General features: G+C 65.0%; 25 protein-coding genes and 1 riboswitch. Of the genes, 8 read left to right on the top strand and 17 right to left on the bottom strand.

Annotation, left to right across the window (positions count from 1 at the left end):
• Positions 1 to 40 precede the first annotated feature (40 nt).
• Both AC239G_RS07870 and AC239G_RS07865 read right to left on the bottom strand, forming a co-directional pair.
• Positions 41 to 829 carry an alpha/beta fold hydrolase gene (locus tag AC239G_RS07870; RefSeq protein WP_482401674.1) on the bottom strand — a complete coding sequence of 263 codons (789 nt, stop codon included), beginning with the start codon at positions 827 to 829 and terminating at the stop codon, positions 41 to 43.
• 9 nt (positions 830 to 838) lie between these two features.
• The gene (locus AC239G_RS07865; RefSeq protein ID WP_482401673.1) at positions 839 to 1327 is read right to left on the bottom strand and encodes an SRPBCC family protein; all 489 of its coding nucleotides are present in this window, start codon (positions 1325 to 1327) and stop codon (positions 839 to 841) included.
• 91 nt (positions 1328 to 1418) lie between these two features.
• Between AC239G_RS07865 and AC239G_RS07860 the strand changes: the two genes are divergently transcribed.
• Entirely contained in the window at positions 1419 to 1877 is a 459-nt protein-coding gene (locus tag AC239G_RS07860) for an NUDIX hydrolase (RefSeq protein WP_172169011.1), read from the top strand.
• A gap of 38 nt (positions 1878 to 1915) precedes the next feature.
• Here AC239G_RS07860 and AC239G_RS07855 read toward each other — a convergent pair whose 3' ends face one another.
• From AC239G_RS07855 to AC239G_RS07830, 6 genes are all read right to left on the bottom strand, one after another.
• Positions 1916 to 2872, bottom strand: a complete 957-nt coding sequence (locus AC239G_RS07855) for an ABC transporter substrate-binding protein (RefSeq protein ID WP_487490040.1) — start codon at positions 2870 to 2872, stop codon at positions 1916 to 1918.
• 100 nt (positions 2873 to 2972) lie between these two features.
• Positions 2973 to 4451: an amino acid permease gene (locus AC239G_RS07850; RefSeq protein WP_482401672.1), complete on the bottom strand. Its 1479-nt coding sequence runs from the start codon at positions 4449 to 4451 to the stop codon at positions 2973 to 2975.
• 106 nt (positions 4452 to 4557) lie between these two features.
• Positions 4558 to 5877: an FAD-dependent oxidoreductase gene (locus AC239G_RS07845; protein WP_482401671.1), complete on the bottom strand. Its 1320-nt coding sequence runs from the start codon at positions 5875 to 5877 to the stop codon at positions 4558 to 4560.
• A gap of 27 nt (positions 5878 to 5904) precedes the next feature.
• Entirely contained in the window at positions 5905 to 7158 is a 1254-nt protein-coding gene (locus AC239G_RS07840) for an alpha-hydroxy acid oxidase (RefSeq protein ID WP_139466879.1), read from the bottom strand.
• Positions 7155 to 7814 carry a response regulator transcription factor gene (locus AC239G_RS07835; protein ID WP_139467405.1) on the bottom strand — a complete coding sequence of 220 codons (660 nt, stop codon included), beginning with the start codon at positions 7812 to 7814 and terminating at the stop codon, positions 7155 to 7157. Before AC239G_RS07835 ends, AC239G_RS07840 begins: the two co-directional genes overlap by 4 nt.
• Positions 7815 to 7843: 29 nt before the next feature.
• The gene (locus AC239G_RS07830) at positions 7844 to 9040 is read right to left on the bottom strand and encodes a sensor histidine kinase (RefSeq protein WP_139466878.1); all 1197 of its coding nucleotides are present in this window, start codon (positions 9038 to 9040) and stop codon (positions 7844 to 7846) included.
• A 153-nt stretch (positions 9041 to 9193) separates the two neighbouring features.
• Between AC239G_RS07830 and AC239G_RS07825 the strand changes: the two genes are divergently transcribed.
• Positions 9194 to 10417: a DedA family protein gene (locus AC239G_RS07825; protein ID WP_487490039.1), complete on the top strand. Its 1224-nt coding sequence runs from the start codon at positions 9194 to 9196 to the stop codon at positions 10415 to 10417.
• Here AC239G_RS07825 and AC239G_RS07820 read toward each other — a convergent pair.
• Positions 10371 to 11336, bottom strand: a complete 966-nt coding sequence (locus tag AC239G_RS07820) for a ketopantoate reductase family protein (RefSeq protein ID WP_139466876.1) — start codon at positions 11334 to 11336, stop codon at positions 10371 to 10373. The genes AC239G_RS07825 and AC239G_RS07820 overlap by 47 nt on opposite strands.
• On the bottom strand, positions 11333 to 12016 hold the full coding sequence (thiE, locus tag AC239G_RS07815; RefSeq protein ID WP_487490038.1) for a thiamine phosphate synthase: 684 nt from the start codon (positions 12014 to 12016) through the stop codon (positions 11333 to 11335). Before thiE ends, AC239G_RS07820 begins: the two co-directional genes overlap by 4 nt.
• A gap of 11 nt (positions 12017 to 12027) precedes the next feature.
• Positions 12028 to 12131, top strand: a riboswitch (TPP riboswitch).
• Between thiE and thiO the strand changes: the two genes are divergently transcribed.
• The 4 genes from thiO (at position 12121) to moeB (ending at position 15578) form a co-directional block, all read left to right on the top strand.
• Positions 12121 to 13278 (top strand): glycine oxidase ThiO, encoded by a 1158-nt coding sequence (gene thiO, locus AC239G_RS07810; protein ID WP_139466874.1) that lies wholly within the window; start codon positions 12121 to 12123, stop codon positions 13276 to 13278. Its footprint overlaps the riboswitch before it by 11 nt.
• Complete coding sequence (gene thiS, locus AC239G_RS07805) at positions 13275 to 13532, top strand: sulfur carrier protein ThiS (protein ID WP_139466873.1); 258 nt, start codon at positions 13275 to 13277, stop codon at positions 13530 to 13532. Before thiO ends, thiS begins: the two co-directional genes overlap by 4 nt.
• Position 13533: 1 nt before the next feature.
• Positions 13534 to 14301, top strand: coding sequence for a thiazole synthase (locus AC239G_RS07800; RefSeq protein ID WP_139466872.1), 768 nt, complete (start codon positions 13534 to 13536; stop codon positions 14299 to 14301).
• On the top strand, positions 14298 to 15578 hold the full coding sequence (gene moeB, locus AC239G_RS07795; RefSeq protein WP_139466871.1) for a molybdopterin-synthase adenylyltransferase MoeB: 1281 nt from the start codon (positions 14298 to 14300) through the stop codon (positions 15576 to 15578). Before AC239G_RS07800 ends, moeB begins: the two co-directional genes overlap by 4 nt.
• Here the strand turns inward: moeB and AC239G_RS07790 are convergent.
• Positions 15549 to 16064, bottom strand: a complete 516-nt coding sequence (locus AC239G_RS07790; protein WP_139466870.1) for an SRPBCC family protein — start codon at positions 16062 to 16064, stop codon at positions 15549 to 15551. The genes moeB and AC239G_RS07790 overlap by 30 nt on opposite strands.
• A gap of 23 nt (positions 16065 to 16087) precedes the next feature.
• On the opposite strand from AC239G_RS07790, the gene AC239G_RS07785 reads away from it, so the two are divergent.
• Complete coding sequence (locus AC239G_RS07785) at positions 16088 to 16732, top strand: mismatch-specific DNA-glycosylase (protein WP_139466869.1); 645 nt, start codon at positions 16088 to 16090, stop codon at positions 16730 to 16732.
• A gap of 24 nt (positions 16733 to 16756) precedes the next feature.
• Here AC239G_RS07785 and AC239G_RS07780 read toward each other — a convergent pair whose 3' ends face one another.
• The 5 genes from AC239G_RS07780 to AC239G_RS07760 form a co-directional block, all read right to left on the bottom strand.
• Positions 16757 to 17377, bottom strand: a complete 621-nt coding sequence (locus tag AC239G_RS07780; protein ID WP_139466868.1) for a thymidine kinase — start codon at positions 17375 to 17377, stop codon at positions 16757 to 16759.
• The gene (locus AC239G_RS07775) at positions 17370 to 18050 is read right to left on the bottom strand and encodes a PepSY domain-containing protein (RefSeq protein WP_248283828.1); all 681 of its coding nucleotides are present in this window, start codon (positions 18048 to 18050) and stop codon (positions 17370 to 17372) included. Before AC239G_RS07775 ends, AC239G_RS07780 begins: the two co-directional genes overlap by 8 nt.
• A gap of 80 nt (positions 18051 to 18130) precedes the next feature.
• Positions 18131 to 18592: a VOC family protein gene (locus tag AC239G_RS07770; RefSeq protein ID WP_139466867.1), complete on the bottom strand. Its 462-nt coding sequence runs from the start codon at positions 18590 to 18592 to the stop codon at positions 18131 to 18133.
• 13 nt (positions 18593 to 18605) lie between these two features.
• Positions 18606 to 19178: a DinB family protein gene (locus tag AC239G_RS07765; RefSeq protein ID WP_139466866.1), complete on the bottom strand. Its 573-nt coding sequence runs from the start codon at positions 19176 to 19178 to the stop codon at positions 18606 to 18608.
• 60 nt (positions 19179 to 19238) lie between these two features.
• Positions 19239 to 19880 carry a hypothetical protein gene (locus AC239G_RS07760; RefSeq protein WP_139466865.1) on the bottom strand — a complete coding sequence of 214 codons (642 nt, stop codon included), beginning with the start codon at positions 19878 to 19880 and terminating at the stop codon, positions 19239 to 19241.
• Between the two features lie 113 nt (positions 19881 to 19993).
• Between AC239G_RS07760 and AC239G_RS07755 the strand changes: the two genes are divergently transcribed.
• Positions 19994 to 20281, top strand: a complete 288-nt coding sequence (locus tag AC239G_RS07755) for a YrhK family protein (RefSeq protein ID WP_139466864.1) — start codon at positions 19994 to 19996, stop codon at positions 20279 to 20281.
• Between the two features lie 39 nt (positions 20282 to 20320).
• On the opposite strand, the gene AC239G_RS07750 is transcribed toward AC239G_RS07755, so the two are convergent.
• Positions 20321 to 21727, bottom strand: coding sequence for an ATP-binding cassette domain-containing protein (locus AC239G_RS07750; RefSeq protein WP_139907527.1), 1407 nt, complete (start codon positions 21725 to 21727; stop codon positions 20321 to 20323).

Genomic DNA, 21727 nt, shown 5'->3' with positions numbered 1-21727 from the left:
CTCGCTGTGGCAACGTCGAGCGCGTTCAGCATATTCCCTTTCAGGGGCGGCTGAGGAATGCCGACAGCGCTGAGACGAACTCACGCGGTTTCTCCGAATGCACCCAATGCCCCGAGCCTTTGACCGTGAGAAGGGTGGTGCGGGGGAACAGACTGCGCATCTGCGGCAGGTCGTCACGGTCGACATAGTCCGATTTCTCACCGGCGACCCAGAGGACCCGATGGTCGAAGACGGCACCGCCCATGTCCGGGAAGCCTCCGATGATGTCGAGGCTCGAATGCAGCAACGCGAGGTTGGGCTGCCAGGAATACCCCGCCGAGGTGGGGCGCAGGTTCTGCAGCAGGAATCCCCTGATCGCAGCCTCGGGGATCGGGTCCCGAAGCGCCTCATCCGCGTCGGTACGCGATTCAATCCGGTCGAGGTCGAGGGCGGCGAGACTGGAGAGCAGATGGTCGAAGACTCCGGTGGACCCGCCGGCGTTGGGTCCGATGTCGACGACGACGAGGCGGTCGATGAGTTCGGGGTGGCGCAGTGCGAGCACCATGGCGACCTTTCCACCCAGGGAATGTCCGACCAGGTGCACTGGCTGATCGCCGGGATCGACCGCCTCGGCGATATGGGCCGCCACGGCATCGGCGAGATCGACGTAGTCGAAGGTCTCGGTCCATTCGGACTCGCCGTGGTTGGGCAGGTCGACCAGCAGGCTGGAGAATTCGGGCTCGATGTCCTTGGCGATGCGGGTGAAGTTCTTGCCTCGGCCGAACAGGCCGTGGAGGAAGACGACCAGGCGCCCGGACTCGCCGATTCGAGTGCTGTTGATGGTGGTCACGATCCCAGCCTAGCCCGTGACGGCACGTTCGAGGCTCTCCAGTGAGGCCTCGAGGAATTCGGCAGGGAACGGAGGGAAGCCGCCGAACTCCTCCCTGGTGGATTCGGTCACAGCGGACCAGTCATAGGTCAGAGCCACCTCGGTGCCGGCGTCGGTCGCAGCGAGGTCGTAGCGCCATCTCCACCCTCCCGGAACGATTCGTCCGGAATCGTCAGCCTGGCCGGGGTCCCAGGCGATGGCGTGCGGAGGGTCGAAGGCGGTGACGGTGTTGTCGATGCGGTAGGCCCCGCCCACGACATCGAGGTACATGTCCATGGAGAACACCTGTCCGACCTCCGTGATGGGGGCGCCGTCGATGGCGCCGCGGACCCAGTCACCGGGTTCGGTCTCATGGTGGCGTCGCGGGTCGGACAGCAGTGTGAAGATCTGATCGACGGAGGCGGGGATCGTGCGGGTACGGACGAGCCTGTCCTTCGGCGTCTGCGGCTGTTCGCTCATATCTTCACACTAAGTATCCGACGCCGGCCGAACAAGGCTTCCGTGAGTTCTGCCGACCTCGGCGACCGCCACACGCGGGTAGGGTGAGGTCATGCACTTCTCCGAATATGACACCCGACTTGCCGGTTATGCGGTCATCGTCAATGACGACGACGAAATCCTCCTCAGCTGGTTCAACGGCGGAAAGGACCGCCTGCACGCGATCTGGACGCTGCCCGGAGGCGGAATCGAGTTCGACGAGAGCATCGAAGCCGGCACGGTCCGTGAGATCAAAGAGGAGACCGGGTTCGACGCTGAGGTCGTCCGCCCGCTGACCACTCATTCCTTCACGGAAGCACGTCGCAATCCGATCTTCAGCGATTCGACGGATCGTCCTTTCAAAGGCGTACGCGTCGTCTACGAGGCGCGGATCACCGGCGGCACCTTGGGCACACTCGAGGTCGATGGGACGACGGATCGGGCGGAATGGCTGCCGATCGATTCGCTTCAAGATGTGCGGCACGCCCGCATCATCGACCTCGGCCTGGATGCGTGGCGTGCCGCTGTGTGAGTTCTGCGCATGGGCGCGCAGCAGCGCTCGTCAGTCGGTTACTTCACCTTGTCGGCGATGAGTCCCGGAAGCTCCTCTGCGGTGTACTTGGCCGAGAGGATCGAGTTGAGTGAGAAAGCCTTGCGGATGTCGTCATTGTCGTTGGTCAGAACGAGGTCGTGCCCGTCCTTGACGGCAGGAATGCGCTTGTAGGCAGCATCCTCGGTGACATCCTTGTCCTCGATGTAGATCGGGAACGTCAGGAGCAGGTCCGCGTCGAGCTGATCGAGGTTCTCCTCGGAGATCGGCACGGAGAAGCCGTCCGCCTTCATTCCGGCGATCGTCTCGGACTGCTTGAAGCCGAGCTGCTCCATGACCTGCACGCGACCTGATTCCTCGACGTAGGCACCCCATCCCTCGGAGGTCTTCGCTGCCACGGTCACGGACTTGTCCTTGAACTCCGGATGGGCTTCGCGCGCATCGGCGTAGGTCTCGTCGAGGTCGTCGAGCAGCTTCTTCCCGTCGTCTTCCTTGCCGAGCGCCTGGGAGACGAGGTCGACCTGCTGGTCCATCGTCGTCAGGTAGTTGTCGCCGCCTTCCGGCACTCCGACCGTGGGAGCGATCTCAGAGAGGCGGTCGTAGCGCTCCTTCTCTCCGGAGCTGTTCGTATCGAGGATGACGTCGGGCTCAAGTGCGGCAACGGCCTCGTAGTCGGGTTCCATCGTCGCGATGATCTCCGGAGCTTCGTCGTAGAGATCTTCGGCCCACGGCCCGACGCCCTTGCCGCCGAACTCGACCCAGTCAGAGGCGCCGACGGGCTGGACTCCGAGCGCCAGAGCGGTCTCGGCATCGCCCCATCCCAGCGCCACGACCTTCTGCGGGTCGGCGGGCACCTCGACGGCGCCGAACTTCGTGTCGACGGTGGGCCCCGAGGCCTCGTCGGCTGAATCTGCTCCTCCGCCGCAGCCGGCGAGGACGAGAACGGAGGCAATCACTGGGGCGAGAATACGGCGCATGGAATCCTTCTTGAGTAGTTAGGCGAGCCTAGCTTAACCCATTTCTCCGGCGGTTCGAATCCGACCGCACGGCCGCCTCGGCGAGGAATCGACCAAGGGATCAGGGAGCCTTGATCTCGAGCCCTTCGACGTCCATGTCATTGAGGGCGACCATGCGTGAGCGGCGGCCCGTGACGATGCGGTGGATGACCCACAGAAGCAGGAACGCAGGAAGCCCTGCATAGGCGCTGGCGACCTGGAGCAGCTGCCCGTTGACGATCGCCTGCACGTTCTGCCCGATGATGACGACGATGAGCATGATGAGCGCGATGACCGGGCCGATCGGGAACAGCGGCGCCCGATAAGGCAGGTCCGCAACAGCATGCCCCTGCCGCACATAGGCGCGGCGGAACCGGAAGTGGCACCAGGCGATGCCGACCCAGACGATGAAGCCGGAGAGCCCGGAGACGTTCATCAGCCAGGTATAGGCTCCACCGTCGCCCATGATCTCGGTGAGGAATCCGAACAGTCCGATCATGGCGGTGGCCAGCAGCGCCATGACGGGGACTCCGCGTTCGTTGAGTCGGGCGAACAGCCTCGGCGCGGTTCCCTCTTTGGCCATGGCATAGAGCATGCGGGTGGAGGCGTAGAGGCCGGAGTTGCCGGCGGAGAGGATGGCGGTGAGGATGACGGCGTTCATCATGCCGGCGGCCACGGCGATTCCGGCGCGTTCGAAGACGAGAGTGAACGGTGAGGCCGTGATGTCCTCATTGTTCGCCGAGGCCAGCAGCGAGGGGTCGGTATAGGGCAGGATGAAGCCGATGACGGCGATGGCGCCGATGTAGAAGAGCATGATGCGCCAGAACACGGTGCGGATGGCGCGCGGCATGTCCTTGCGCGGGTTCTCCGATTCCCCCGCGGTGACGCCGACGAGCTCGGTGCCCTGGAACGAGAATCCGGCGATCATGAAGACGCTGATGACGGACATCCATCCACCGACGAACGGAGCTTCTCCCGTCGTCCAGTTGCTCACCCCGGGCGCGGTTCCGCCGAGGATGCCGGCGATCATGAGCACACCGAGGACGAGGAACGCCAGTACGGCCGTGACCTTGATGGCGGCGAACCAGAATTCACCTTCGCCGAAGGCCTTCGCGGACAGGAAGTTGAGCCCGGCCAGCAGGATGAGGAAGACCGCCGCCCAGATCCACGAGGGCACGTCGGGGAACCAGAAGGACATGATGACGCCGGCGGCGACGAGTTCGGCAGCCAGGGTGATCGCCCAGTTGAACCAGTAGTTCCAGCCCATGGCGAAGCCGAAAGAGGGGCTGACGTATTTGGTCCCGTAGGTGTGGAACGATCCGGCCACGGGCAGGTGGGTCGACATCTCGCCGAGGGACTGCATGACGAAGAGGACCATGATGCCGATCGCGGCATAGGCCAGCAGGGCGCCGCCGGGGCCGGCTTGTGAGATCGTGCCGCCGGAGCCGAGGAAGAGCCCGGTGCCGATGGCACCGCCGATGGCGATCATCTGCAGGTGGCGGGACTTCAGTCCCCGTCGGAGTCGGCGTTCTTCGTTCGCCGAAACGGCTGGCATTCCCATGGTCATCCTCGTTCGTGGTTCGGCAGGTCCGCGCACGAGGACCCTGGCCATTCCTACCACAAACGGAGGCATCCACGGCCGACGAAGATGCAAGGTGGGAGGAGGGTCACACCCTCTTCGGCGGGGATTCGAGCAGATGCAGTATCGGCTTGAGCGCGGTGCGGATGCTGATGAAGCGGAACGCCTGGTCGCGGGCGAACGCGAAGAGCCGGGACCGGTCGAACATCAGTCGGGCCAGGGACCGCGAGTTGTCATGAGCGGCCTCGACTCGCGACCGCTGGCGGGCCTCGAAGCGTTCGAGCGCTGCGAATGCACCTGGCCCGGTCGTCAGGGAGGAGAGTTCGTCGGCGAGCACTCCGGCCGATTCCATCGCCATTCCGGCCCCGATTCCGGCGGTGGGAAGGAACCCGGCGGCGGCATCGCCGAGCAGAACGGTGCGACCACGGCTCCAGCGCTGCGCTCGCGAATCCCGCAGCGGCCAGAAGAACGGTGCTTCGGCCTTTTCGACCGCGGTGAGGCAGGCGTCGATCCGCGGAGTCATCACCGTGAGTCGACTGCGGACCTCGGCGGCGAACCGCCGGGAGCCGAGCGGCTGCCGGGCGTCGGGACAGCCGAGAAAGACTCCGAGGGCGCCCTTGACCGGATAAATGCCGAGGAAGAATCCATCGCCCCATATCTCATCGACGGCGTCCTGATCGTCATCCGCCTCTGCCCAGCAGACCCATCCGCCCCATGTCGTGTCCACAGCGGACTCTGACGAGGGCTTATCAGAACCGTCAGCGGAAGTCTTGCCGGAGCCGGACATGGCGGTCGCGGCAGGCCCACCTGTCACGAGCCTGCGGGTTCGGGAATTCATTCCGTCTGCGATGACGACGGCATCGAATTCGAGCACTTCTTCCTGGCCACGGCTCTGTTCCTGCTCTCCAAAGCGCTGTCGGCCGACGCTCGCCTGGGCCAGTGTTACGGTGCCGCCGTCGTCGGACAGACCGGTCACTGTGGTGCCGAAGGCGATCGGGCAGTCGCTGCCGGTGAGCACGTCGAGCAGCGCTGAGCGGGAGATCCCGCGATAGTCGCCGAAGTCGGCCAGAAGATCACCGAGGTGGTCCTGTCGGAGGACTTTCCCGGTGTGTGCATGGGCGATATAGCGATCGATGCCGACGCTGGCTTCGAGGTAGGCTTCCCGGCACTCGAGTTCTTCGATGATGGGATCGACCATGGGCATGAGGGCGAGCATATATCCGGCACGATTGTCACCGATCATCCGACCGGAATCGGCCGACCGATCGATGAGGGTCGGGTGCATCCCGCGACCCCGGAGCAGCTGCGCCAGGGTGATCCCGGCGATTCCGGCTCCGACGATGAGAATGCGCAGCTCGTCCGAGTCCACGTGCTTCAGCTGCTCGTTGACCGTTGCCGCGATGATCATGCGTGGTCTCCTTCGTCGGGCCGAGGCTCACACAGCGTCGGTCCGCAACTCCCCGTCAGCGGCCGGTGCCTGAGGCAGCCCGCGGACGAGCTCGGGACCCAAATCAGAGATGCTCCGGGCACCCATGAGTCCCATGGCGGTGAGGATTTCCTGTCCGATGAGCTCGATTGCCCGCTCGACGCCTCGCTGGCCTCCGGCCATGAGCCCGTACAGGTACGCCCGGCCGATGAGCACGAAGTCGGCTCCGGCGCACAGCGCGGCGACGACATCGGTGCCGGACATGATCCCGGAATCGAAGATCAGCTCCATCTCCGGTCCGACCTCCGCACGGACTTCGGCCAGTGAGGTCAGCGAGTCCGGAGCCCGATCAAGCTGCCGGCCGCCGTGATTGGAGACGACGAGTCCATCGGCTCCGATCGACTGAGCGCGGCGGGCATCCTCGGCGGTGAGAATTCCCTTGACGAACAGGCGTCCGTTCCACTGTTCGCGGATCCACCGCAGGTCATCGAGGTCGAGGGTCGGGTCGAACATCGTCTTCGTCATCTCCGCGAGGGACTGGGAGGTGTTCGACAGCGACGCGTATTTCGGCGGTTCGGTGGTGAGGAAGTTGAACCACCAGCCGGGTCGATAGGAGGCGTCGAGGATGGTTCCCAGCGTCAGTCGGGGCGGGATCGTCAGACCGTTGCGGTGATCGCGCAGACGCTGACCGGTGATCGGAGTGTCGACGGTGACCAGCAGGGTCTCGTAACCGCTGGCGGCGGCCCGCTGGATCAGATCGAGGCTGCGCTGCCGATCCTTCCACAGGTAGAGCTGGAACCACCGGGTGGAATCCGGCGCCGCCTGCGCGACGTCTTCGACCGAGGTCGTGCCCATCGTCGACAGTGAGAACGGGATTCCGGCCTTCGTCGCCGCACGCACTCCGGCGACCTCGCCTTCGGAGTGCATCATGCGGGTGTAACCGGTCGGGGCGATGCCGAAGGGCAGCCGGGTTCGGGCACCGGCGATCGTCGTCGACGTATCCGGCGCATCGACTCCGTGGAGGATGCGCGGAAGGAGCTCAACGTTGCCGAGCGCCTCACGGTTCTTCGCCAAGGTCCGCTCGTCCAGAGCGGCACCGTCGACATAGTCGAACGGCGCGGTCGGCGTCACGCGCTTGGCGATGCGGCGGAGGTCCCAGATGTCTGCGGCCGACTCCAATCTGGCTGCGACCCGGTCGAGTCGGGGCAGGTCGAACTGCAGCAAGGGGGCGAGTTCTCTCAGATCGGGCAGTCGGCGCTTCATCTCTCTCCTCGTTCTCGGTTGAGGTAGGCGAGCACTGCCGCGACACGGCGGCTCGTGGTCTCCCCTGCCTGGAGGCCGAGTTTATCGAAGATGGAGCTGATCGCCTTTTCGACGGAACTGACCGAGACGAAGAGCCGTTCGCCGATTCCCCGGTTCGACAGTCCTTCGGCCATCGCCTCGAGCACTTCGCTCTCACGTGGAGTCAGCGTCGACAACGTATTCTGCCTTTCCGAGGTGGTGAGCAGCTGCCGGACGACGTCGGGGTCGATGACCGTTCCTCCCTCTGCGATCCGCTGTACGGACTCGAGGAACCGGTCGATGTCGGTCACCCGGTTCTTCAGGAGGTAGCCGACGCCCACCGATTCGGTGCTCAGCAGCTCCGTCGCATACTCCCGCAGCACATACTGGCTGAGGACGAGGACTCCGATATCCGGGAAGCGACGTTTGATCGCCAACGCCGCTTCGAGTCCTTCGGTGGTGTGAGTCGGAGGCATCCGCACATCGACGATCGCCAGGGTCGGGCGCAGCTCGGCGACCGCCCGCAGCAGCTCCCCTCCGTCTCCGACGGACGCGACGACGCTGATCCCTTCGTCTTCGAGCAGACTGCGGACGCCCTCTCGCAGCAACACCGCGTCATCGGCGAGGACGACGCGCATCCGGTTCTCTGTCTGGACCTCTGTCGTGTTCACTTCTGTCTCTTCTCCTTCGTCGTGCTGCCGTCCTGTGCGTCGGTCCCGAACGGGATCCGAGTTCGAACTGTGGTGCCTGCGCCCTCAAGGGAGTCGACCTCGAGATTCCCGTCGAGCGCTCCGACCCGCCGTGTGAGCCCTTGGAGCCCTCCCCCGCGCGGATCGGCTCCACCGACACCGTCATCGGAGACGGTCACGGTCAACGCGGTCCGGGGCTCGGCGACGACGCTCACCGTGATCGCGGACGCCTCGGCGTGTTTGACGACATTCGTGACGGCTTCACGGACGACGAAGTAGGCGGCAGATTCCACTGCGGGCGGAAATCTGCCTTCCGGCACGGTCACGAGGGTCAGCGGAATAGGACTGCGACCGGCGATCCTCTCGAGCACGGTTCGAAGACCATGGTCGTCCAGCGCAGTGGGATAGACCCGCCAGGCGACTTCCCGCATCTCGTCGATGAGGTCCTGGGACTGGACCAGCGCATCGTCGAGCAGCGCTTGGGACTTCGCCGGGTCAGAGGCACGCCTGGCTCGGGCGATGAGCACGGACAGGGAGACGACATTCTGCTGCACGCCGTCGTGCAGGTCCCGTTCGATCCGGCGTCGTTCCTCGTCGATGGCGAGCACGACTCCACGGCGGGTCGTCAGCAGCTCGCTGATGCGGGTGTACACGGCGAAGGGACGCTCCACCTCGACGAAATGAGCGTCGATGCGACCATGCGCCCAGCTTGCCGCCTCGGCCAGAGCGACGGCGCCGATGAGGTTCGCCGCCCCGTAGAGGACACCGACGAAGAGCGTGGGTTGCGAGATCGACCACATGTCGAACCCGATGTTGACCGCTCCCCCGATGAAGAATCCTTGGAAGAGCGATCCGAGAGTCACGACGAAGAATCCGCCGAGGAGGTTCGCGGTGGGAATGATGGCGAGTGCTGCGACCAGGCCGTTGCCGAGCAGGAACCGACGTTTGGTCGGCTCGTCGGCAAGGACGAGTCCGAACCCGCGAGAATGCCGAGCGAGTTCCCAGCTCCGCACCTTCGCGGCCATGCGTGAGGTGGGCGGAAGCACGGAGGCCATGAGCAGCGGCAGACACAGCAGACCGCCCCACGCGACGGCGAGTACGGACCGCGCCCACCGCGCGGTGAACATCCGTACTTCGGGAGGAAGGCGGGTGGACAGCGCGCTCGGCCAGGGCATGAGTCGATCGTAGCAACGCCTGACGCCGCCTCCCAGAGGTTCGGCCGCAGTCTCGGATTCCGGTTTTCCGCAATGGCGGTTGTTGTTCGACCGCACTGACCGTGTGCCCGACCGCGTACCGGCCCTGCCGTCTTGTGCCTAGCGTGGATGAGTATGGATCTCGCACTCGAGCTGCTCACTGCCACCCTCACATCTCCATGGGTGTACCTGCTCATAGCCGTGGCCGCGGCACTGGACTCGCTCATGCCGATTGTGCCGTCGGAGACTCTACTCATCACCGCTGCGACCTTCGCCGCGACGGGGCACCCTCACCCGGCAGGACTCATCCTCGCCGCTGCCGGAGGGGCTCTCCTCGGGGATCTGGCGGCTCACCTCGTCGGCCGATTCGCTGCGACCGGGGTCGGCCGATGGCGACGGTGGGCTCGCATCGCGAACCTGCTCGACTCCGCCCACACGGTCTTCTCTCGCCGAGGCGGGACCGTGCTCATCGCCGGCCGATTCGTTCCCGGGGGCCGCAGCCTGGCCACCATCGGCTCCGGTCTGCTCGGGTTCCCGATCCGCACTTTCCTGCTCTGGGACGGGATCGGCAGTCTCGCCTGGGCGCTCTATTCGACGGTGATCGGACTCATCGGGGGAATGATCTTCGAGGACCGGCCGCTACTCGGAGTCGCCGTGGGCATCGGCATCGCCCTGGCCATCACCGGCAGCGCCGAACTCATCCGCCGATTATGCCGGCGCCGCAGAGGACACACTCGGCACCGATTCACCGAATTCCAAGACCGAGATGTCACGATGGCAGGGATGTCTCAAACATATGTGTGGTACGTCAGCTACGGATCGAATATGGCTCGCGATCGGCTCGCCTGCTATCTGCAGGGCGGGCGACCGCTCGGGGCGATGGTCACCTATCCAGGTGCCAGGGACGCAACACTGCCCCGCGCAGAAGCCGGGATCGAACTGCCCGGAACGATCTATTTCGCCGGCGAGTCCAAGGTGTGGGGCGGCGGCATGGCCTTCTACGATCATTTCCTCCCCGGACCGACCCCCGCCAAGGCCTACCTCATCACTGCCGAACAGTTCGCCGATGTGGCGGCACAGGAGATGCACCGACCGCCCGAACCGGACAGTCCGCTGGAACGCCTCGTCTTCGATCTGGCAGCCGGCAGCTCCCACTCTCTGGGTCCGGGCGGGTACGAGACGCTGCTCGTCCTCGATGATGTCGACGGTGTCCCGATGGTCACGTTCACCGCCGCGCATCGTTCGTCAGACGTCGAACACGCTCAGCCGCAGGAGCCGTATCTGGCGATGCTGCGCACCGGCATTGCCGAAGTCAGAGCCGCTTCTGGGCTTCCCCTGCCCGCAGCTGCACAAGTGTGAGGTCGAGCAGCGGAGTCGCCACTCCCAGATCCTCCGCCTTGATCGACAGGTCGCCGAGGATGTGCTCCGTTTCGCTCGGCAGCCCTGCCGTCACATCCCGGTAGAGGGATGAGGTGAAGGCGGAACCGTCCTCGGTGAGCATCTTGATAGTCATGGCGTGGGAGGCTTCCGACACCGGGTGTCCTGCCGCAGCCGCCACGGTTTCGAGTTCATCGATGATGGCATACACGTGCGATCTGCCGCCGGCTTCCATGATCGCTCCGACCGGGGCGCGGAACAGGCAGGTGACGACTCCTGCCGCGGCGATGAAGATCCATTTCTCCCACAGCCCGTCGATGATTCCATCGACGGTCTGGAGTTTGAATCCGGGCACATCGAGCGCCTCGGAGATGCGTGTGGGCACTTCGGCGCCGTGGAGATCTCCGATGGTCATCACGGCCAGGTCGGTGAGCTGGACGACGGCTCCGTCCCTGATGGTGCCGACGATCTTGACGAACCCTCCGAGCACCTGTCCGGGGTATCTGCTCTGCAGCTTCTCGATCTGAGCCATGCCGTTGAGGAACGGAATGATCGTCGTCTGCTCGCCCACAGCCGGTCCGATATCGGCGATGACCGAGTCGAGTCCACCCGCTTTGACCGCGACGATGACGAGGTCGAAGGTTCGTGATGCGGCTGTGAGTTCCTCAGCGGTGATGACATCGACCTGATTCGTCCGATCATCACCGGGTGCAGTGAAGCGCAGTCCCTCCGCGCGGACCGTCTCCGCCCGTGCCTGCCGGAGCAGGAAAGTGACATCGCGTCCGGCCTCCTGCAGATAGGTGCCGAACGCTCCGCCGGTCGCCCCCGCCCCGGCGATGAGAATCGACAGGTCAGCGCCAGCACCGATTCCCTCGGATGCTCTGTCAGCTGCTTGGGTCATTCCAACTCCTCCTTGAGCTCCCGCGCGGCCGCAGCGGGATCCTCAGCCGAGGCTATCGCACGGACGACGACGGCACGCCTCGCGCCCGCCTGCCGGATCGCGTCCAGCCTCTCCCCGGTCGCGATACCACCGATGGCGAACCACGGTTTGGCCGCCTCGGCGGCGGTGGCGGTCAGCAGCGCCGTCCCCACAGAGGCGCGGCCTGGCTTCGTCGGGGTCTCCCAGACCGGCCCGACACAGAAATAGTCGGTCTCCGGGTCCGCCTCGGCGGCGAGCGCCTGCTTGAGGGAATGGGTCGAGCGGCCGAGGATGACATCGGGTCCGAGCACAGCCCTGGCCTGAGCACTGGTGAGGTCGCCTTGACCGACGTGGAAGACGTCGGCGTCGGTCAGCAGCGCAACGTCGGCACGGTCATTGACTGAGAAGAGCTTGTCGTGACGGGCGGCAATATCTTTGAGGACCTCCAATGCCGCGATCTCGGCGCGGGCCTCGAGGCTCTTGTCCCTCAGTTGGATGATGTCGACACCTCCACGGTAGGCGGCGTCGAGGAACTCGGCGAGGTCGCCCTGACCGGTCCGGGCATCGGTGCACAGGTAGAGCTTCGCCTCTGCCAGTCGTGCCTCTCTCCAGGCTCTCTTCGTCTGCCGCGCTGCGGTGCGCGGTGGCATCTGTGTGGTCATGGTCATAGAGTAGAGGAGTTCGCGGGAGCCTCCCAACGAGGCTGAGAGGGCGTAAGAGCCGACCGTCAGACCTGATGCGGATCATGCCGCCGGAGGGAGAAGCTGTGAGAGTCATTGTCGTCGGCGCCGGGATCATCGGCCTGTCCACGGCCTGGTATCTGCGCCGCCTCGGTACCGAAGTCACCATCATCGATCCTGCGCCCGCTCAGGGTGCGAGCCATGCTGCCGCAGGGATGCTCGCTCCCGCCGCCGAGGTGGTCTGGGGGCAGACTCCCCTGTACCCGCTGATGCGAGCCTCCGCGCAGATGTATCCTCAGTTCTCCGCCGAGGTGGCGAGCGCCGCTGGCAGCGATCTCGGTTTTTCGGATGCCGGAACATTGGTGTGCGCCGGTGACCGAGCTGATCTGCAGGCTCTGCGGGAGCTGCGCGATGCACAGTCGCGGTCCGGTTTCGCCACCGAGCTCATCACCGGCAGTGCTGCCCGCCGGGTTGAGCCGTCGTTGTCGCCTGCCGTCGCCGGGGCCGTGCACATTCCAGGCGATCACTCGATCGACCCCCGTCGGCTCACTGCCGCATTGCTGACTGTCCTGTCCTCTCACTCAGGAGGCTTCATTCGCCAGCGGGCGGCCAGCCTGATCAAGGACGGCGATACGACTGTGGGAGTCGCACTGGGCGATGGCCGCCGGTTGGAGGCCGATCAGGTGATCATCTGCGCCGGCAGCGCTGTGTCCGCGTTCGTCGGTGCCCCGCAGCTGCCTCTGCGTGAGGTCTGGGGTGATGTTCTGCGACTGCGCGCCTCCGCGAAGGCGACTCCGCTGCTGAGCCGCACCATCCGCGGGCTGGTCAATGGTCGCCCCGTCTACCTGGTTCCTCGCCCGGACGGCGAGATCGTGCTCGGTGCCAGTTCGCGTGAGGACGGACTCTCCGGCACTCCGGCCGGGGCGATTCACCGGCTGCTCGCCGACGGGCAGCGACTGGTCCCGGGCATCCTCGACGCGGAGATCACCGATATCACCACCCGTGCCCGGCCCGGTTCTCCGGACGACCTGCCGATGATCGGCCGCATCGATCCCGGCTGCATCGTGAGCACCGGGTATTTCCGCCACGGCATCCTCTTGGCCCCGTTCGGCGGCAGGCTCGGTGCCGAGCTCGCCCTGGGCGTCGCCTCCGACTGGCCTCCTGACGGGACGCTCGAGTCCGTGTCCCCACACCGCTTCACCACAGACCACACCAGTGCCTACCCGATGAGGAGCATCTCATGACCGACCACGAACACTCACCGACCATCGTCCTCAACGGCGCTCGCCATGAGCTGCCGGGTGCCACCTCGGCGCTCGACCTCATCGCCGACGTCACCGGACGGGAGCTGAACCCCGATGGGACACCAGCCGACGGCGGCCGCCTGGGCATCGCCCTGGCCGTCGACGGTGAAGTCATCCGTCGCGGTGCCTGGTCCGATTGCACCCTGGCCGACGGGCACACCGTCGACATCGTCACCGCTGTGCAGGGAGGTTGAGATGACCTGGACGATCGATGATGTGGAGATGTCGTCTCGCCTCGTGATGGGCACGGGAGGGGCGAGTTCCCTGAGCATTCTCGAAGACGCACTCGTGGCTTCGGGAACCGAGCTGACCACTGTGGCGATGCGCCGTTTCGACGCCGAGTCCCGCGACTCAGTGTTCACCATGCTCCAGCGTCTGGGTATTCGGGTGCTGCCGAACACCGCCGGCTGCTATACGGCCCGAGACGCCGTGCTCACCGCCCGACTGGCCCGAGAGGCGCTGGAGACGAATTGGGTGAAGCTCGAGGTCATCGCCGATGAGGACACCCTGCTGCCGGATCCCATCGAGCTCTTCGCCGCAGCCGAGGAGCTCGTCCTCGATGGGTTCACGGTCTTCGCCTACACGAACGACGATCCGGCCCTGGCGAAGCGTCTGGAGGACGCTGGTGTAGCTGTGGTGATGCCGGCCGGTGCTCCGATCGGCAGTGGGCTGGGCATCCTCAACCCTCACAACATCGAGACCATCGTCTCCCGTGCACAGGTGCCCGTCATCCTCGACGCCGGTGTAGGCACCGCCTCCGATGCCGCTCTGGCGATGGAGCTCGGGTGCACCGCGGTGCTGCTGGCCTCGGCGGTCACCCGCGCCCACGATGCTCACGCCATGGCCCGGGCGATGGCTTTGGCCGTCGAGGCCGGGCATCTGGCGGCCGGAGCCGGGAGGATTCCCAAACGACCGTTGGCATTGGCATCATCGCCGTTCGATGGAATGCTCGCAGCACAATGACCACCGTTGCCGCCACTCCTCCGTCGCTGCCTCCTCTCGTCGACCCCGTGGAGTCTCTGTCCCGGACGGAGCTGGAACGCTACTCCCGGCACCTGAGCCTGCCGGGATTCGGACTCGAGGGACAACGGCGTCTGCGGGCCGCCTCGGTGCTGGTCATCGGCGCCGGCGGGCTCGGGGCTCCAGTCCTCAACTATCTCGCGGCCGCAGGAGTCGGGTCGATCACGATCATCGACGATGACGTGGTGGAGGCTTCGAACCTGCAGCGCCAGATCATCCACCGGAATGCGGATGTGGGCCGACCGAAGGTCTCATCTGCCGCCGATGCCGTGCACCGGCTCGATCCGAACTTCGAGGTGCGCACGATCGCGGAACGGCTGAGCCCGGAGAATGTGCTCGGTCTCTTCGCTGAACACGATGTCGTCGTTGACGGGGCGGACAACTTCGCCACTCGGTACTTATCCAATGATGCCGCCGAACTCACCGGCACCCCGTTGGTGTGGGGCACGATCTTCCGCTTCGCCGGTCAGGTGAGCACGTTCGTTCCCGGTCACGGGCCGATGCTGCGCGATCTGTTCCCGGATATCCCGGAACCCGATTCGGTGCCCAACTGCGCCGAGGGCGGAGTCCTCGGTGTGCTGTGCGGAACCGTGGGCTCGGCGATGGCAACCGAGGCGATCAAGCTCATCTGCGGCATCGGTGCCCCATTCATCGGTCGGCTGCTGCGCTATGAGGCGCTGACCGGGGAGTACTCGACCCTGCGGTTCTCCCTCGATCCCGACCGTCCCCCGGTCACCGACCTCACCGAGGTGGCTGCCGCCTGTGCTGTGGACCTCGACGGCGGCGGCGTGGCAGAGCCTGCGGCGGATGAGATCGACGTCGCCGAATTCCTGTCCGTCGAAGACGATGTGTTCGTCGTCGATGTGCGGGAGGACTGGGAACGTGAGCTGGCTGCCATCCCCGGCTCGATGCATCTGCCGCTCGGCGCCCTCCGAGACGGCGGGTGGCAGGCGCTTGAGTCGTTGCTCGGTGCCTCCGGCCGGGCTGAGGCACCGGTCGATATCGTCTTCCACTGCAAGTCCGGGGCCCGATCGGCCGAGGCCGCCCAGATTCTGTCCCGATCGGTCCCGACCGGAGTACGTCTGCGCTCGCTTGCCGGGGGCATCGAGGCGTGGGAGGCCGCCGCTCGCGCCTCGGCAGACCAGAGAGACCAGCGACCGGCAGATTCGAGGACCTGGGTACCGGTTCGCTCAGGAGCCGGGCCGGTCGGCCAGTCGTGATCGCAGTCCCCGTTCGCCGGCTCTCATCACTGCCCCATGCATGAGTCCGGACAGCGGTCGCATCGCACTGATGATCGTTCTGCTCGTCGTCACACACCACAGAGAATCGATTGTCGTCACCCCCTCGGTGGCGGTCAGAGTCCATCTGCCTTCGCCGCGCAGATCACCACTCGCCCGGAACCGGATGTGATGGGGTGCATCGACCTCCTCGACTTCGATGGAGAACCGCAGAGACCACCCGACCGGTGCGTGGACCAGAAGGCGGGCTCGGCTGCCTGGGGTCACCGGCAGATCGGCGGCATCAACGTCAGCCTGTGCAGCCCCGACCCTTTCGGCTGCTGTCAGTCCCGGCCACCACCCAGGCCACTCGTCGACCTGTTCCAGAACCGCCCACACCGATTCGATTCCGGCGTCGGTGGTCCAGCGGTCGTTGAAATGGAAGGGTGCGGACTCTCCGGGCTGTGGGGTCACATGATCGTGGCTCATGGTACGACGGTAGTGTGAAAGATGTGAGTGAGGACAACTTCGTCAGCAATCGTCGGCTATCCCCTCTGGGCGGTCGCAAACCGACCAAGGACGATCTCGCGGCTTTCGCCACGGACGACCCGGATGCGATCGACGATATTCTGCCGAGCGATTCCTCCGGGCTGAAGATGCTCATCGTCGGCATCAATCCGGGGCTGTGGACGGCCGCGGTGAATGCGCCGTTCGCACGTCCCGGCAACCGTTTCTGGCCGTCTCTGCATCAGGCGGGTCTCACCGATCACCAAGTCGATGCCTCGTGTGGGCTCGAGCCTGCGGATGAGCTGCAGCTGCTCAGTCGTGGAATCGGTCTGACCAACCTCGTGGGGCGAGCCACTGTCCGCGCCGACGAACTCTCCCGGCAGGAGCTGCGTGAAGGTGCGGCTCACCTCATCGAGCGTCTTGCCGATATCCGACCCCGGGCGGTCGCGATCGCCGGGATCACAGCGTTCCGCACCGGCTTTCAGGTGCCGAAAGCTCAGCTCGGCCGGCAGGATACGACGCTGATCGACGGGTGGCCGGCTGATGTGGCGCTGCATGTGGTTCCGCAGCCGAGCGGCCTCAACGCCCACTATCAGATCCCAGACCTCGCGCGGATCTGGCGAGAGGTCTGGGACAGCATCGACGGCTAGGACCGTTGGACAGGTCCGGTGAAGCTACCCGGCCCCGGTGAAGTGCTGCCGACAGCGAGCGACATAGGTATCCAAGCCACCGATGTGGCTGGCGTCGATCTCAGTCGCGGCCAGAGTCGCCTCGGGTGGCTGAACTGTCCGTGCTGCGTCTGGTCCGTTCGGGCTCTCCGTCTGTTCCAAACGCTGGTGGAACACAGCGTCCTTCCCACAGACTGTGCACACCGCCGTGAGTCTCAGGACCTCCTCAGCGACGGCCATGAAGCTGGGCAGCGGTTCGAACGGCTGCCCGTCGAAGGTCACGCACAGTCCTTCGACGATGACGTCGAGTCCACGGCTGAGGAGGTCCTCGACGGCGGGGACGAGCTCCGGGCCGAAGAACTGCGCCTCATCGATGGCGATGAGGTCATAGTCCTTCTGTAGGGCCGCCCCTGCAAGGGACGCGACGTCTCCGAGCGGCACTGCGGGGATATTCACCCCGGTGTGCGAGGTGATCGTGGAGATGTCCGATCGGGTGTCGAGCGAGTGGGACACGACGAGGACATCGATTCCGGCAATCGTAGCCCGCCGGACCCTGCGCATAAGCTCTTCGGACTTTCCGGAGAACATAGGTCCGGCGATGACCGTGAGACGACCGGTGTCAGTCATCGACGCTGACTCTCTTGGAGTCGGTGTCAACGGTGACTTCCACGTCTCCGCTGCCCTTCTCGAAATCGAACTGGTACTCCTGCTTGCCGTCGTCGAATTCGAGTTTCCAGCTCACGAGCTTTCCGTCGGCTTTCTTCTGGGCAAGTTTGAGAGCGTCGTCGAAGGCCATCGGATCGTTGAGGTCGATGGCCTTCTCTTTGTCATCGGTCGAGTCCTGCTCGTGTTCGGCGATCTTCCCGGTCTCCGCGTCGATCTCGACGTCATGGTCGGTGTTTCCGTCGAGGATGGACACCTCGTACTGCCAGGCCTCGTCTTTGTCGTCCCAGTCGAGCTCGATGCCATGAACGATTCCGTTCCCGACTTCCTCCTCGGCAGTCTTGATCGCGTCTTCGGCACTGATGGCCGGCGATTCTTTGCTCAGGTCGGCACCGGCGCTCAGGCCTTTCCCGGACGATTCCTCCGCCGGCCTGGTTTCATCGCCGTCATCGTTTTGGCCATCGTCGCTCTGATCCTCGCCTCCGGCAGGGCTGGCCTCGGCCGATTCGCTTGCCGCGGACGAGTCCTGCGCCTCATCGCCTCCGTTTCCGGAATCACTTCCGCCACACCCGGCCAGGCCGAGAGTGAGTGCTGCAAGTCCGGCCACTGTACTCATTGCCATGCGATTCGTCTTCATGGCTGCCACGCTAGCAAGCGAACACCTTTCACAAGTCGTTTCTGAGAACAATCTCATCTGAAGGGGTTCGAGACTGCTGGTCAGTCAAGGCAGAATTCGTTGCCTTCGGGATCGGCCATGACGATGAAGCCGTGTTCCAACGGCGGGTCCGGATCGACTCGGCGCAACCGAGTGCCTCCGAGTCCCGTGAGTCGGGTGCATTCTGCTTCGAGTGCATCCATCCGCTCATCGCCGTCGAGTCCCGGAGCGGCACGGACGTCGAGGTGCACGCGGTTCTTCACCGTTTTGGGCTCGGGCACCGTTTGGAAGAAGACCCGAGGACCGACCTGTTCAGGGTCTTCGATGGCGGCACGCATGTTCTCGGGACCGAGTTCGATGCCGAGTCCGGCGATGAATTCCTTCCAAGCGACGAGGGGGTCGTCGTCAGCACCGAGTCGCACCCCCGGAGGTCCTGGAATGATGTAGCCGAGTGCTTCGGCCCAGAAGCGGGCGAGCCTTTCGGGGTCGTGGCAGTCGACGGTCACCTGGATTGTTCGGCTCATGGTCGGTGGCTCCCTATTGTCCGGTTCTGCCGTCGATGCATTCACGCAGCAGGTCAGCGTGACCACAGTGGCGGGCATATTCTTCGATGCGGTGGACTAAGAATTCCCGAACCGCGATGTCTTCTCGGCCCACGTGTGTGCCGAGGTCGTCGTGTCTGCTGACTTCAGCGTCGGTGGCGGCCTGCTCCTGTTCCAGTCGGGCGAAGGCATCGGTGAGGACGGTTTCCTCGGGGTGAGACGGAACATCACTGAGGTCGAATGCGTCATCCAAGCTCCCATAGATCGGGGGTTCGGGTTCGCCGTCGGTGATCCAATTCCTCCAGTCTCGCTCCACTTCGGTCATGTGACGGACCAACCCGAACAGCGACATCGTCGACGGTGGGACGGAGAGCTTCATCATCTGCTCAAACGTGAGTCCCTGGCATTTCAGATCCAGGGTCAGCCGGTAGTCGCGCAGGTAGCTCAGCAGTGTGGCGAGTTCTCCGTCGGGACTGTGTCTGTCGGAGCTGCGGGGGTCGTCGTCGGGATCGACCCACATATCGGGGTAGACGGTGGCAATGCTCCAGCGCTGTGGTGAGGTGGACATGATGGTCATTCTGCTCCGGTGGACGGCTGAGCACCAGGGTCGAAGGCGCTTTGCCAGGGTTCAGACAGCCAAGCTGTCATCGAGTTCGAACAGGCTCGGCATCTCCTCTCGGATCATGATCCCGAAGGCGAGCGCACCTCCGAAGAGTCCCTCGATCGTGTCGACGGTCTGCAGCACCCGGTCCCGGGAGAACTCGGGCATGAGCTCTCCGTATTTGAGGTAGCCCTTGAGTGATCCGGTCGCGGCGGCCCTCACACCGAGTCGCCCGGTGATGAGCCAGATGATGCATTCGGTTTCGAACCGCGCCTGGACTCCCTCAGCCTTCGGCTCGACCGACGCCGCACCGAGGTCGCGCCCTGGCCTGCGGTGGTCGGAGAGGCTGAGCGCGAGTTCGCTGAGGAGATGGATGAGCATGACGGAGGGGCTGCGTGTGTGCGGAAGGTCGTCCGGCAGCAGGTTCTTCCGGTGCAGCGTATTGATGACTGCGTGCAGTCCATCCCAGGTGGGTGGGCTCGCCGCGGGCAGAGACCTGAGACCGTCGGTCGTGCGATCGGGCCTCTGCTTCGCACCGCGGGCCGCTTCGACGGCGGAGAGCTGCGGGGACCGACGAACAGCGGCGAGCAACTCATCCCATGACATCGGCAAGTGACGGTCGAGCAACTCGGCAACGTGGGAATCGAATGGTTTCGACTTCTGATCCATGTTCTCACGGTAGGCGCAGCCCCTGACACGAGATTCGGCGCCGGTCGGAGTCCGTGCCCGGGCGGCGGCGGTAGGCTCGCTGTGAAACAGATTCAGCGGGAAAGGAGAGAGTGTTGACCGAGCACAATCCGGATCTTCATCTGCGGATCGGGCGGGAGGAACTCGTCGTCCGGCAGCGCTACCAGGTGATCAGCATCGCCAATGATGTGCTCATCGGCCTGTGGTTCCTCATCGGCAGCTTCATGTTCTTCTCCGAATCACTGACCTATTCGGGAACCTGGCTGTTCGTCATCGGCAGTGTCGAGATGCTCATTCGCCCGGTCATCCGCCTCATCAGGCATCTGCACCTGCAGAGGCTGCGCAGCCCCGCAGCCGCCGGAGACGATTCCTTCGACTACTGACCGCTGTCATCCGCTCTCAAGTATCCGCCCGCCATTCCATCATGACCGGGCTCGCCCGTCGATAAGCCGCAGTCTGCGGTGCGCGAACTCGTTCGCCCAGCGCTGGTCGTGTGTTGTTGCCAGGACAGCGCCTCCACTGTTGAGGAACGACTCGATAATCGCGTTCAGTCGGGTCATTGCCGCGAGGTCGCGCCCGATCGTCGGTTCGTCAAGCAGCAGCACCGTGGTCTCGGTCATCAGAGCCGAGGCGATGACGATGTCTTTGCGCCTGGCCACATCGAGGTCGAATGGATGGTCGTCGGCGACCTCGGTCAGGTCCGCCTCGGCGAGGACGCTGTCTGCGGCTGCCAGGCGATGGTCGCGCACTCGCTTTCGGTCTCGCCGTCGATGCGGCGGCAGCGGAGCGGCGTGAAGCAGTTCGCGTGCCACTGTGGCTGCGGAGAGCTGCAGTCCTGCATCCTGTCCCACCCATCCGAGGTGAGCACTGCGCGCGTGGGCGGGCAGGGTGTCCAATCGGATCATCTCGCCGAGGCGGCTGACTGTGATCGTGCCCGTCACGGACGCCGACCGGTCGAGCAGGCCGAGGAGGGCCCGCAGAAGCGTGGACTTGCCGGCCCCGTTGGCACCGGTGACTGAGGTGAGTTCGCCGGGCCGCAGATCGAGGTCGAGGCCGTCGAGGATTCGGCTGCTCCCCCGATCCACGGTGAGGTCGCGAACGGTGAGCAGCGGATCTGCCTGTGACCTCAGCATCGTCGAGAGAGTCGCATCATCGTTCGGGCGGCTGTCCCAGATTCCGACGGATCGAACCGTGGGAGTCGCCGTCTGCAGCCGACCGGCGTCAAGGAAGCGGACCTCTTCGCAGATCCGGGTCAGTTCGTCAGTCTGATGACCGGTGATGAGCACAGCCCCTCCCCGATCACAGAATTCCTGCAGCACTGTCACCAGGCGCACACGCATCTGCGGATCCAAGGACTGTGCTGGTTGGTCGAGAACGAGCAGGTCGGGCCCGGGTGCGAGGATCCGTGCCACCGCGACCAGTTGCCTCTGCCCTCCGGAGAGCGTGTCCAGCCGTCGGTTCCATAGGTCTCCGATGCCGAGGAGCTCGAGCAGGTTCCGGGCTCGGCGGTGGGCATCGGCCGGATCATGCCCGTACAGTCGACACGCCAGCTGGGACTCGTCACCGACGTGGCTGGTCATTCCGCTCAGTTGCGCTTCCGGGTCATCGCCGAGCAGCGCCACGGTTCCGTTCCGGTCGATGGTGCCGGTCAGGGCTCCCCGAGAGACGAGCTGTCCGGCGAACAGGCGGCAGAGAGTCGACGTTCCCGATCCGAGCGGTCCGAGCACTGCGGTCATGGTGCCGCTGACAACGTCGAAAGTGATTCCGCTCAGCGCGGCAGTGTCCTCTCCACGATAGGTGAACCACGCGTCCGTGATCGAAACGGTCAT

The sequence above is a fragment of the Brevibacterium sp. Lmc1 genome (genome assembly GCF_057654315.1).
This window is presented reverse-complemented; position numbering and strand designations above follow the sequence as displayed.

Coding starts and splice junctions, on each gene's coding strand:
- AC239G_RS07865 (WP_482401673.1), bottom strand. CDS start 1,327: ATGAGCGAACAGCCGCAGACGCCGAAGGACAGGCTCGTCCGTACCCGC.
- AC239G_RS07860 (WP_172169011.1), top strand. CDS start 1,419: ATGCACTTCTCCGAATATGACACCCGACTTGCCGGTTATGCGGTCATC.
- AC239G_RS07855 (WP_487490040.1), bottom strand. CDS start 2,872: ATGCGCCGTATTCTCGCCCCAGTGATTGCCTCCGTTCTCGTCCTCGCC.
- AC239G_RS07850 (WP_482401672.1), bottom strand. CDS start 4,451: ATGGGAATGCCAGCCGTTTCGGCGAACGAAGAACGCCGACTCCGACGG.
- AC239G_RS07845 (WP_482401671.1), bottom strand. CDS start 5,877: ATGATCATCGCGGCAACGGTCAACGAGCAGCTGAAGCACGTGGACTCG.
- AC239G_RS07840 (WP_139466879.1), bottom strand. CDS start 7,158: ATGAAGCGCCGACTGCCCGATCTGAGAGAACTCGCCCCCTTGCTGCAG.
- AC239G_RS07835 (WP_139467405.1), bottom strand. CDS start 7,814: ATGCGCGTCGTCCTCGCCGATGACGCGGTGTTGCTGCGAGAGGGCGTC.
- AC239G_RS07830 (WP_139466878.1), bottom strand. CDS start 9,040: ATGCCCTGGCCGAGCGCGCTGTCCACCCGCCTTCCTCCCGAAGTACGG.
- AC239G_RS07825 (WP_487490039.1), top strand. CDS start 9,194: ATGGATCTCGCACTCGAGCTGCTCACTGCCACCCTCACATCTCCATGG.
- AC239G_RS07820 (WP_139466876.1), bottom strand. CDS start 11,336: ATGACCCAAGCAGCTGACAGAGCATCCGAGGGAATCGGTGCTGGCGCT.
- thiE (WP_487490038.1), bottom strand. CDS start 12,016: ATGACCACACAGATGCCACCGCGCACCGCAGCGCGGCAGACGAAGAGA.
- thiS (WP_139466873.1), top strand. CDS start 13,275: ATGACCGACCACGAACACTCACCGACCATCGTCCTCAACGGCGCTCGC.
- AC239G_RS07800 (WP_139466872.1), top strand. CDS start 13,534: ATGACCTGGACGATCGATGATGTGGAGATGTCGTCTCGCCTCGTGATG.
- moeB (WP_139466871.1), top strand. CDS start 14,298: ATGACCACCGTTGCCGCCACTCCTCCGTCGCTGCCTCCTCTCGTCGAC.
- AC239G_RS07790 (WP_139466870.1), bottom strand. CDS start 16,064: ATGAGCCACGATCATGTGACCCCACAGCCCGGAGAGTCCGCACCCTTC.
- AC239G_RS07780 (WP_139466868.1), bottom strand. CDS start 17,377: ATGACTGACACCGGTCGTCTCACGGTCATCGCCGGACCTATGTTCTCC.
- AC239G_RS07775 (WP_248283828.1), bottom strand. CDS start 18,050: ATGAAGACGAATCGCATGGCAATGAGTACAGTGGCCGGACTTGCAGCA.
- AC239G_RS07770 (WP_139466867.1), bottom strand. CDS start 18,592: ATGAGCCGAACAATCCAGGTGACCGTCGACTGCCACGACCCCGAAAGG.
- AC239G_RS07765 (WP_139466866.1), bottom strand. CDS start 19,178: ATGTCCACCTCACCACAGCGCTGGAGCATTGCCACCGTCTACCCCGAT.
- AC239G_RS07760 (WP_139466865.1), bottom strand. CDS start 19,880: ATGGATCAGAAGTCGAAACCATTCGATTCCCACGTTGCCGAGTTGCTC.
- AC239G_RS07750 (WP_139907527.1), bottom strand. CDS start 21,727: ATGACCGTTTCGATCACGGACGCGTGGTTCACCTATCGTGGAGAGGAC.